10 protein-coding genes and 1 pseudogene are annotated in these 10873 nt (G+C 29.1%); 8 read left to right on the top strand and 3 right to left on the bottom strand.

Translation table 11 applies throughout. The annotated features are described in order from the left end of the window. The 6 genes and pseudogenes from HUJ77_RS08225 to HUJ77_RS08200 all read left to right on the top strand — a co-directional run. Positions 1-432: pseudogene (locus HUJ77_RS08225) on the top strand (hydroxymethylbilane synthase); the annotation flags it as partial. 4 nt (positions 433-436) lie between these two features. After that, positions 437-1924 (top strand): uroporphyrinogen-III C-methyltransferase, encoded by a 1488-nt coding sequence (cobA, locus tag HUJ77_RS08220; protein WP_291708100.1) that lies wholly within the window; start codon positions 437-439, stop codon positions 1922-1924. Between the two features lies 1 nt (position 1925). Continuing rightward, complete coding sequence (gene hemB / locus HUJ77_RS08215; RefSeq protein ID WP_291708099.1) at positions 1926-2894, top strand: porphobilinogen synthase; 969 nt, start codon at positions 1926-1928, stop codon at positions 2892-2894. A gap of 1 nt (position 2895) precedes the next feature. Continuing rightward, on the top strand, positions 2896-4173 hold the full coding sequence (gene hemL, locus HUJ77_RS08210) for a glutamate-1-semialdehyde 2,1-aminomutase (protein ID WP_291708098.1): 1278 nt from the start codon (positions 2896-2898) through the stop codon (positions 4171-4173). Between the two features lie 12 nt (positions 4174-4185). Then, positions 4186-4965 (top strand): sirohydrochlorin cobaltochelatase, encoded by a 780-nt coding sequence (locus HUJ77_RS08205; RefSeq protein ID WP_291708097.1) that lies wholly within the window; start codon positions 4186-4188, stop codon positions 4963-4965. A 103-nt stretch (positions 4966-5068) separates the two neighbouring features. Next, entirely contained in the window at positions 5069-5854 is a 786-nt protein-coding gene (locus tag HUJ77_RS08200; RefSeq protein WP_291708096.1) for a formate/nitrite transporter family protein, read from the top strand. A gap of 123 nt (positions 5855-5977) precedes the next feature. On the opposite strand, the gene HUJ77_RS08195 is transcribed toward HUJ77_RS08200, so the two are convergent. Further along, a complete protein-coding gene (locus HUJ77_RS08195) occupies positions 5978-7000 on the bottom strand; it encodes a branched-chain amino acid aminotransferase (RefSeq protein ID WP_291708095.1) in 1023 nt (340 codons plus the stop codon). A 179-nt stretch (positions 7001-7179) separates the two neighbouring features. Between HUJ77_RS08195 and HUJ77_RS08190 the strand changes: the two genes are divergently transcribed. Next, entirely contained in the window at positions 7180-7557 is a 378-nt protein-coding gene (locus HUJ77_RS08190) for a RidA family protein (protein WP_291708094.1), read from the top strand. Between the two features lie 300 nt (positions 7558-7857). Here the strand turns inward: HUJ77_RS08190 and HUJ77_RS08185 are convergent, their stop codons facing one another. Beyond that, the gene (locus tag HUJ77_RS08185) at positions 7858-8601 is read right to left on the bottom strand and encodes a TIGR03915 family putative DNA repair protein (RefSeq protein WP_291708093.1); all 744 of its coding nucleotides are present in this window, start codon (positions 8599-8601) and stop codon (positions 7858-7860) included. Between the two features lie 12 nt (positions 8602-8613). Next, complete coding sequence (locus HUJ77_RS08180) at positions 8614-9963, bottom strand: putative DNA modification/repair radical SAM protein (RefSeq protein WP_291708092.1); 1350 nt, start codon at positions 9961-9963, stop codon at positions 8614-8616. A 317-nt stretch (positions 9964-10280) separates the two neighbouring features. On the opposite strand from HUJ77_RS08180, the gene HUJ77_RS08175 reads away from it, so the two are divergent. Then, positions 10281-10873: spermidine/putrescine ABC transporter substrate-binding protein (locus HUJ77_RS08175; RefSeq protein ID WP_291708091.1), on the top strand; the 593-nt coding region annotated here is incomplete at its 3' end.

The following is a 10873-nucleotide window of genomic DNA, read 5'->3' as shown; positions in this document are numbered from 1 at the left end:
CAAACTAGACTTCAAAAGATGGAAAATGAAAATATGGATGGAATTATTTTAGCAGCAGCGGGCTTAAAAAGATTAAACATGGAAAGATATATTACAGATTATTTTGACCCTAAAATATTTTTACCTGCTATTGGCCAAGGAGCTTTAGGGGTAGAAACTTTAATAGGTGGAGAATATAATTCATATTTAAAAAAATTAGATAATAAAGAAGTAAGAATAGCTGTTGAAGCTGAAAGAAGCTTTATGAAGGAATTAAATGGCGGTTGTCATAGTGTAATAGGTGTTTATTCTGAAATTAAAGATAATGATTTATATATGATAGGTACCTTTGATATAGGTGGAGGAAAAATAATAAAGAAGGATATATTAGGACATAAAGAAAATCACATTGAAGCTGGATATAAGTTAGCAAAGGAAATAATGAAAGGATAACAAAATGAGTAAGGTTTATATTATTGGTACAGGGCCAGGGGATGAAGAGTTATTAACTTTAAAAGCAGTAGAAGCTTTAAATAAATGTACAGCAGTTTTATACGATAGATTAGTTTCAAATAATATATTAAATTACTTAAATGACAATTGTGAAATATATTATTGTGGAAAAGAACCTGGAGCTCATTATAAAACTCAAGAGGAAATTAATGAATCTTTAATTGAATTAGCTAAAAAAGGTCATATAGTTGGAAGAATAAAAGGTGGAGATCCTTATGTTTTTGGAAGAGGTGGAGAGGAAGTATTAGCTTTAATAGATGAAAATATAGATTTTGAAGTTATTCCAGGTGTAACATCTCCTATAGCTGTATTAAATTATGCAGGTATTCCAATTACTCAAAGAGGAATGTCACAAAGCTTTCATATAATTACAGGAATGACTGCAGGAGTACAAAATATTAATTGGGAAGCAGTTGCAAAGGAGAAGGGCACCTTAGTTTTTATGATGGGGCTTAGTAACCTTAATGAAATAATAAAGAACTTAATAAATAATGGTAAAGATAAAAATACCAATGTAGCTGTAGTAATGAGAGGAACTTCTTCAAAGCAAAAGAAGGTAGTAGGAACATTAATAGATATTGAAGAAAAAGTTAAAGAAGCTAAATTGAAATCCCCATGTATAATAGCTGTTGGTGAAGTAATTAGCTTAAATGATAAACTTAATTGGTATGAGAAAAAGCCTTTATTTGGTTTAAATGTTTGTGTAACGAGGTCTAGAGAGCAAGCATCTAATTTAAAAAGAAAGTTAAGAGAATTAGGAGCAGAGGTTACAGAAATTAATTCAATAAAAATAGAGCCAACTAAGGAAAATTTAAATGAAGTAAAAAATAAGCTTTCTAGTTATGATCATATTATATTAACTTCTGTTAATGGAGTAAATATATTCTTTGATTATATAATAGAAAATAAAATAGATATAAGAGAAATAAAAGGAAAGTTTTCTGTAGTTGGAAAAGCTACGAAGAAAGCTCTTAATGAAAGAGGAATTCAAGCCTTTATCATGGGAAGAGAGTTTGTTGGAGAAGGATTATTTAAGGAGTTAAAACCACATTTAATAAAGGGCGAAAAAGTTTTACTACCATGTTCTTCAGAAAGCAGAAGCTATTTAAAAGATGAAATTGAAAAATTAGGGTTAACCGTTGATAGAATTCATACATATAACACAGTTTGCGGCATTGTAAAAAATGAGAAAGCCTTTGAAGAGGTTGATTTTATTTTATATACTAGCCCAAGTACAGTAAATAATATGATTAACTTATTTGGACTTCATAAACTTAAAGAAAAATATAATATAGCTATAGGACCACAAACTTTTAAGGCATTAAAAGAAAATGGACTTAATGGATATACCTGTAGAAAACATTCTGAAGATGGATTCTTAGAAGAAATAGTAGAAATATATAAAGCAAAAAAAGAAAGCAAAGGTGAATAAAATGATTAATAGGGGAAGAAGATTAAGAGCAACAAATGCAATTAGAGATTTAATAAGAGAAAATACATTAAGTTCAAATGATTTAATTTTTCCTATTTTTGTTGTTGAAGGTGATAATAAAAAAGAAGAGATATCATCTATGAAGGGAAATTACCATTGGTCTATTGATAGACTTCCAGAAGTAATTAAGGAAGTGGAAGAAAGCAATATAAAAGGAATAATTCTATTTGGAATACCAAATCACAAGGATGATTGTGGAACAGAAAGCTATAATGATAATGGAATTGTTCAACAAGCAATAAGAAAAGTAAGAGAAATATCTAAAGATTTATATATAATTGCTGATGTTTGTATGTGTCAATATACTAGCCATGGACATTGTGGAATATTAAAGGGCAATGAAGTTGATAATGATAAAACTCTAGAAGTATTAGGAAAGATAGCCTTATCTTACGCAAAGGCTGGTGCTAATATGGTAGCCCCTTCTGATATGATGGACGGAAGAATTGGATATATAAGAGAAGTATTAGATGAAAATAATTACGAAAATGTTGCAATTATGAGTTATGCAGCTAAATATTCTTCAGCCTTTTATGGACCTTTTAGAGAAGCAGCTCATTCAGCACCTCAATTTGGAGATAGAAAAACCTATCAAATGGATCCGGCTAATTCAGAAGAAGCTATAAAGGAAATAGAATGGGATATTAAAGAAGGTGCAGATATAATTATGGTTAAGCCAGCAATGTCTTATTTAGACATTATAAGAAGGGCAAAAGAAAAAGTAAATGTACCTATTTGTGCCTATAATGTTAGTGGTGAATTTGCTATGGTTAAATCAGCAGCAGAAGCAGGGCTTATAAATGAAAAATCAGTGGCCTTAGAAATGTTACTTTCTATGAAAAGAGCAGGAGCGGATATTATAATTACATATTTTGCATTAGATGCAGTAAGATGGCTAAAGGAGAATTAATATGAGAAATGAAGTAATATTCCATGAATCTAAAAAATATATGCCTGGTGGAGTTAATTCACCAGTTAGATCTTATAAAAATATTGGAATAACACCACCAATTATAAAAAGTGGTAAGGGTGCAGTAATAATAGATGAAGAAGGTAAGGAATACATTGATTTTGTATTGGCTTGGGGTCCTATGATACTTGGCCATTCTGATAATGATGTTATAAAAGCTATAAAAAACACTTCTGAATCAGCCATAGCCTTTGGTGCACCTACGGAACTAGAACTTACTATGGCGAAATTCTTATGTAAGAACATAGAGAATATTGAAATGGTAAGAATGGTTAATTCAGGTACAGAAGCCACAATGAGTGCTATAAAGCTTGCTAGAGGCTATACTAAAAGGAATAAAATAATTAAGTTTGCTGGATGCTATCATGGACATTTTGATGGATTCTTAGTAGAAGCAGGTTCAGGAGTATTAACAAATGGAATACCAGGCTCTTTAGGAGTACCAGAGGATAGTATAAAAAACACTTTAATTGCAGTTTATAATGACAAAGAAAGTATAAAGGCTTTATTTGATAAATACGGAGATGATATAGCAGGAGTTATTATAGAGCCAGTTGCAGGGAATATGGGAGTAATTAAAGCAGAAGAAGATTTTATGAAGCTTTTAAGAGAACTTTGTGATAAGTATGGAGCTTTATTAATTTTTGATGAAGTAATGAGTGGATTTAGAGTTTCCTTTGAAGGGGCACAGAAGTTATTTAATGTTAAGCCAGATTTAGTTACCTATGCTAAGATAATTGGAGGAGGACTTCCTTGTGGTGCTTATGGTGGGAAAAAGGAAATAGTTGAATCTTTAGCTCCTTTAGGAGAAGTTTATCAAGCTGGAACTATGTCAGGTAATCCAATAGTTATGGCTGCTGGACTAGCAACTTTAAAGAAAATAAAGTCTAATAAAGAAGAGTATTATGAAAAGATAAATTATCTAGGACAGCTATTAGAAGATGGATTAAGAGAAATATCAAAGGAGAAGAAAATACCACTAACTATAAATAGAGAAGGTGGAATGCTTACTATTTTCTTTACAGATTTAGAAAAAGTAAAGAGTTATGATGATGTTAAAACCTGTGATGAAGGAATATTTAAAAAATATTTTAATCATATGATTGAAAATGGAATTAATATACCACCATCTCAATACGAAGCATTATTTTTAAGCGTTGCTCACACAGAAGAGCATATAAATAAATTCCTAGAAGCTTTTAAAAGTTTTAATATATAAGGTGATGATTTTATGTCAAAAGCAATTATAATAGTTTCTTTTGGAACCTCTAATTTAGCGGGATTAAAGGTAATAGAGGATTTTGAAAATGAAATAAGAGGATATTTCAATGAAAGATATAAAGTCTGTAAAGCCTTTACTTCAAGTAGTATATCTAATATATTATTTAATAAACATGGGAAGATAGTGCCTAGATTAGAAGAGGCACTATTTAATTTAAGTAATGATGGATATAGGGAAGTATATATACAACCTCTTCATATTATTGAAGGTAGTGAATACCTATCTATATTAAAAACTATAAAAGAATATAATTACTCATTTTCAAAACTAACCTTGGGAAAGGTTATTATGGGTAATAATAAAGAAGAACTTATAAAGGGCTGTAACTTAATAGTTGATGCTATGGAAAAAGAATTAGATAAGGATAAAAACTTAGTTTTAGTAGGCCATGGATCAAGAACTATAGATGTAGAAAGCTATAATTATTTAAAGGATACCTTTATAGAAAAAGGATTTAAAAAAGTTTTCTTAGGGACTTTAGAAGGTGAAAATAAAAAGGATAATATACTAAAGGAACTTTTATATAATGATATAGAAGAAGTTTCAATAGTCCCAATACTTATGCTTCCAGGAAATCATATAGTTAGAGATATTTTTGGAGAAAGTAATTCATGGCAAAGCTTATTTATAGAAAATAATATAAAGGTAAATGAAGTAAAGAAATCATTACTAGAGTATTCTATTATAAAAGAGTTTTATTTAAATTTAATAAATAGTAATATTAGGTAAAATGAATTTTTAATTGCAAAAACTTATTTTTCATTGTAAAATGTTTTAGGCAAAAAATAAATTCATATTAAAATAATATATGGATGAGATAGTGGGGTGTATTATGTATAGTAAAGAAATTAGTAGTTTAGCCCATTCAGCTGAGGTTAAAAGCAATTTATTAAAAAGAAGTAAAGCCAAGTATATTATAAGTGCAATGCTTGGAAGTTTATTTGTAAGCTTAGGTATAATGCTTATTTATACTATTGGTGGAATAATGCATCATAATGATGTGAATACATATAAAATCCTTATGGGAGTATCCTTTGGAGTTGCACTTAGTTTAGTTCTAATGGCAGGAGGAGATTTATTTACTAGTAATGCTATGATTATGACTATGGGTGCTTTAGAGAAGACAGTAACTTGGATAGATGCAATGAAAATTTGGTTTGCAAGTTGGATTGGTAATATCCTTGGAGGAATAGTTGGAGCAGGATTATTCATTAGCGCAGGTTTAGTAGGTGGAAAAAGTGATTACATAGGAGAATTTATTGTTAGCAATGCATTAGCTAAAATAAATACTCCAGCAGAGCAATTAATAATAAAAGGAATACTTTGTAACATATTAGTTTGTTTAGCAGTTTGGATGTGCTATAAATTAAAAGAAGAAACAGCTAAGATAATAATGATATTCTGGTGTTTATTTACTTTTATAACAGCAGGATTTGAACATAGTGTAGCAAATATGAGCTTTTTAGCTATGGGTCATCTAATAGATCCTTCTACAATAACTTTAGGGGGATATGCTTATAACGTAATATTAGTTTCAATTGGTAACTTTATTGGTGGAGTATTATTCTTAGCATTACCATATTACTTCATTACAGCAGGAGAAGAAATTAAGAATTAAAAATGAAGAATGAAGAATTAAAGAAGAAACTCCTTTAGGAGTTTCGAAAAATGGTAATTTGGAACAAATTACTTCAATAATTCTACATTTTAAAAGGAGTTGTCGTAAGACAACTCCTTTTATTTATACTTCAAAAATCCATCCTTCTGGAGCTTCAATATCCCCAAGTTGGATTCCACAAAGAATTCTATAAAGTTCTTTTATAACTGGACCTACTTCTTTTTCACTATGGAAAACATGTAATTTGTCCTTATATTCTATTCCTCCAATTGGAGTTATAACAGCAGCTGTACCACAAGCACCAGCTTCTTTAAATTCATCTAAATTATCTACATAAACATCTCTTTCATAAACAGGCATATTTAAATAATCTCTAGCTATATCCATTAGAGAATATTTAGTTATGCTAGGTAAAATAGAAGGTGATTTTGGGGTGATAAATTCATTGTTTTTAGTTATACCAAAGAAATTAGCAGCACCAACTTCTTCGATTTTAGTATGAGTTGCTGGATCAAGATATATACAATCTGCAAAACCTCTTTCAGCAGCTATTAAATGTGGATGTAGAGAAGCAGCATAGTTACCACCAACCTTTTGACCACCTGTTCCATATGGGGCAGCTCTATCATAATCAGCAATCATAAAGTTACATGGTGTTAAGCCTTCTTTGAAGTAAGGCCCAACAGGAACTGCAAATACAGAAAATATATATTCAGGTGCAGGTTTAACACCAATATTATCTCCAACTCCTATCATAAAAGGTCTTAAATAAAGTGTTGCTCCAGAGCCATAAGGTGGAACAAAATGTTCATTAGCTTTTACAACTTGTTTACAAGCATCTATAAATTTTTCAACTGGAATTTCAGGCATAAGAAGTTTTCTTGTGCTTTCATTCATTCTATTAGCATTTCTATCAACTCTAAATAATTGAATTTTACCATCTTTTCGTCTATAAGCTTTTAGCCCCTCAAAGCATTGTTGACCATAATGTAAAGCAGTAGACGCTTCACTTATTCTTAACATATTGTCTTCAGTAAGTTTACCTTCATCCCATTTCCCATTTTTCCAAACTGATATATATCTATAATCAGTTTTAATGTAATTAAAACCAAGGTTACTCCAATCAATATTAACATCATTTTTCATATATAAAACCTCCCTCATGGTTTTGATATTATTTTATCACTTGTTATAATAATAATAAATGATTATAAGGAAAATATGCAAATTTTTTCATATTGCAGTTTTATATAAAAGAATGTATAGTGGAATAGAGGAAAATATTGTATTTTAAATTATATGGTATAGAAAGGAAGTGCATTATTATGCAAAAAGAAATTATTTCAACAAGTAATGCTCCGTCAGCAATTGGACCTTATTCTCAAGGAATTAAGATAGGTGATATGGTATTTACATCAGGACAAATTCCAGTTAATCCAGCTACAGGAGAGGTTGTTACTGAAATTAAAGCAGCTACAAAACAATCATTAGAAAACGTTAAAGCAGTTTTAGAAGCAGCTGGTAGTAGCTTAGAAAAGGTAGTAAAAGTAGTAGTATTTATAAAAGATATGAATGATTTTGCTGAAATGAATGAAGTTTATGGACAATATTTTACAGAAAACCCACCAGCAAGAAGCTGCGTAGAGGTTGCTAGATTACCAAAGGATTGCGTGGTAGAAATAGAAGCAATTGCTACCCTTTAGTTAATAGTGAATAGATAATAGAGGAAAGTGAAGAGTGAAGAGTGAAGAGTGAAGAGTGAGTGGTTAAGAGAACAGAGTAGAAGTATGGTTTGAAAATTGTTAATAAAAGTGGACATTAATAATAACTAATTTTATGATTAATTATTTATTATTCAACAATAAGTCCGAAAAGTAAAATACACAAAAATTTACGTTTTCTTAATTATAACTCTTTCTTTTTAATATAAGTTTTGCAAAGCAAAACCCCAGTATCTCTTATCTCTTCATTTTTACTTCTTACTTATTCACTTCTCTTGTTTCTTACTTATTCTCTATCTCCGTAAGATTTTTCCAGTATCTTTTAGGCATGAATTGTTTTTGAAGTCTTGCATTAGTTCTTTCTTTAATTGTAGTAGATACAAAGTAATTTTTCCAAAGGTCTTCAAATTCATCAGAATAGTTCTTTAAGGAGCTATAAATATCCTCATTCATTTCTGTTATTTCCCAGGAAACTCTGTTATAAACTGAAGCTATATTTCTTTTAATATCATGAATAATCCAATATTCATTAGAAAATCTTCTTTGAAAATGAGGAGATATAAGTTCTAGTATATTATTATCTGGTTCTATAGGTGAATACAGAAATTTATCATTGATTAAAGAGAACCTAACAAAGCCAGTAAATCTATGAGCTTCAAGGGAAACCCTTCTTTCTATTAAATCTATTTCACGAACTATATCTAAGTATAAGTGTTTATGAATATCGCTTCCAATTTTAAAAGCAGTTTTTAAATATTTGTAGCATAAAATTCCTTTATCTTTATTATTTGATAAGTAAAGAGAATATATTTTACTTAATGCTAATGGATCGATTTTAGTGACAATAGCAGTTTTGACCTTTTGATATTTTTCTAAATCAGTTTCTAAATATTTAACAGTAGTTAACATATCTATATCATCATAAGAATCTGTATCTATTGAAGTTATCTCATCCTTTGAATAAAAAGCATAATAAATTGCAGTTAAAAAGCCTTCGAAGGAATCTTCATACACTAACTTTAACATTTCTTCACCACCTTATATTTCACCAGTTATAGAAGTGTGTTTATCCTTAGGTAAAACAATTTGATTACTTTCAGGAAGAAATATATTGCTTTTAGATTTAGTATAGATATTATCAAAGAAAGATATTTGCTCTGAATTTTCAGCATCTATTTTTGGCTTATCCATATAAAGAAGTCTAGTTCTTATATTTTCATCATTAAAGGATACATTTCCATAATACTTACCTCTGCAAGTGATAAAGTACTTGGCTCTTTTTAGTACTACACCAATCTTCTTTAAATCCTCAAAGGAAAGAGAGTGTACTTTTCTAGCAATAATGATTTTCTTAGCCGAACGCACTCCTATCCCTGGAATTCTTAGTAGTTCATCGTAGGATACCTTATTTATTTCCATTGGGAAATTATCAATATTATTTAATGCCCAAGATGTCTTAGGATCAAAATTTAAATCAAAGTTTTCATTTTCATCCTTTAATAATTCTTCAGCTTTAAAGCCATAGAATCTAAGTAGCCAGTCAGCTTGGTAAAGTCTATGTTCTCTAACTAATGGTGGGTGTATTATATCTGGTAATGCCTTTTCATTTTTTACAACAGGAACATAGGCAGAATAATATACTCTTTTTAAATCAAATTTCTTATAGAGGTTTTCTGATAAATGTAATATTTTATAATCACTTTCAGGAGTAGCACCTACAATAAGTTGAGTACTTTGACCACCAGGAACAAATAATGGAGTAGAGCGTATATTTCTTTTTAAATCTTTATTTTCAATTATAGAATTTTTAATTATACCCATAGGTGCCAGTATATTTTCCTTAGTTTTTTGAGGAGCAAGGAGCTTTAGACTTGAAGAAGAAGGAAGTTCTATATTTACACTCATTCTATCTACATACTTTCCAGCTTCTTTTATTAAAGTTTCATCTGCACCAGGTATAGCCTTTAAATGGATGTAGCCATTAAATTTTTCATCTACACGAAGTTTTTTAACTACAGAAAGTAAAAGCTCCATTGTATAATTAGGACTTTTAAAAATTGCAGAGCTTAAAAAAAGACCTTCAATATAATTTCTCTTATAAAAATTAATAGTTAAATCTACAACTTCTTCAGGAGTAAAAGCAGCTCTAGGTACATCCTTTGTAGAAGCATTAATACAATATTTACAATTATAAATGCAGTAGTTAGTAAGCAATATCTTTAAAAGAGATATACAACGTCCATCTGCAGTAAAGCTATGACATATGCCACTATTAGCTGCATTTCCTAAGCCACTATTAGTATTTTTTCTATTAGAGCCTGAGGAAGAGCAGGAAACATCATATTTAGCTGCTGATGAAAGGATATTTAGTTTTTCTTTTACATTCATAAAAACACCTACTTAAAGAACTTATTATAATTATTATACAGAACATATGTTCTTAATTCAATAAAAATATTAAAGATTATTGAATAAATTAAAGGTTAATATTGAAAAATTATACATATAATATTAAGGTTATTAGATAATTTAAAGATAGTATAATAAATCTTATAAAAGTCTAATATATTTTTAGTATTAGCTACTTTAAATAGATAATACTTTTGCATAAATTTACATTTTAATATAAAATTATACTTGCAATAAATCTAATACACTTTATAATTATTGCTAAGTAAATATTACAGATGAAAGGAAGACAATAAATGAAAAAATCTATTAAAATTTCTGCTTTAGTTTGTAGTTTAATATTAGCTTTTGGACTTTTTGCAGGATGTCAAAAAAGTGATAAAAAAACTATAAATGTTTTAAACTATGGTGAAAATATAGCTGATGGTATTATAAAAGAATTTGAAGAAAAGTATAATGTTAAAGTTAACTATAAAACCTTTGATGAAATGGAAACAATGTACATAGATGTATCATCAGGAAAAACCAATTGGGATGCAGTTTTAGTTGCTGATTATATGGCTGATAGAATGATACAAGAAGGATTACTTCAAAAAATAGATAAGGATAAAATCCCTAATTTAAAAGAAATGAATGAAAGTGATATGGGGAAACCTTATGATCCAAATAATGATTATACAGTACCATATATGAATGGAACAGTAGGTATTATATATAATAAAGATTTAGTAGATGATCCAGTGGATAGCTGGGATATAATGTGGAATGAAAAATATAAAAAGCAAATTTTTATATTAGATTCACAAAGAGATGCTATAGGAATGGCACTTAAGAAATTAGGATATTCATTAAATTCAACTGATGAAAAAGAATTAGAAGAAGCAAAAAA

Origin of the sequence: Clostridium sp. (assembly GCF_021443865.1) — a bacterium.
Taxonomy (GTDB): domain Bacteria; phylum Bacillota; class Clostridia; order Clostridiales; family Clostridiaceae; genus Clostridium.
Note: the sequence above shows the minus strand (reverse complement) of the source record. Positions and strands in the feature narration are given on the sequence as shown.

Bases quoted from the DNA above. Each gene is read 5' to 3' on its own strand.
- cobA (WP_291708100.1), top strand. From the start codon at position 437: ATGAGTAAGGTTTATATTATTGGTACAGGGCCAGGGGATGAAGAGTTA.
- hemB (WP_291708099.1), top strand. From the start codon at position 1,926: ATGATTAATAGGGGAAGAAGATTAAGAGCAACAAATGCAATTAGAGAT.
- hemL (WP_291708098.1), top strand. From the start codon at position 2,896: ATGAGAAATGAAGTAATATTCCATGAATCTAAAAAATATATGCCTGGT.
- HUJ77_RS08205 (WP_291708097.1), top strand. From the start codon at position 4,186: ATGTCAAAAGCAATTATAATAGTTTCTTTTGGAACCTCTAATTTAGCG.
- HUJ77_RS08200 (WP_291708096.1), top strand. From the start codon at position 5,069: ATGTATAGTAAAGAAATTAGTAGTTTAGCCCATTCAGCTGAGGTTAAA.
- HUJ77_RS08195 (WP_291708095.1), bottom strand. From the start codon at position 7,000: ATGAAAAATGATGTTAATATTGATTGGAGTAACCTTGGTTTTAATTAC.
- HUJ77_RS08190 (WP_291708094.1), top strand. From the start codon at position 7,180: ATGCAAAAAGAAATTATTTCAACAAGTAATGCTCCGTCAGCAATTGGA.
- HUJ77_RS08185 (WP_291708093.1), bottom strand. From the start codon at position 8,601: ATGTTAAAGTTAGTGTATGAAGATTCCTTCGAAGGCTTTTTAACTGCA.
- HUJ77_RS08180 (WP_291708092.1), bottom strand. From the start codon at position 9,963: ATGAATGTAAAAGAAAAACTAAATATCCTTTCATCAGCAGCTAAATAT.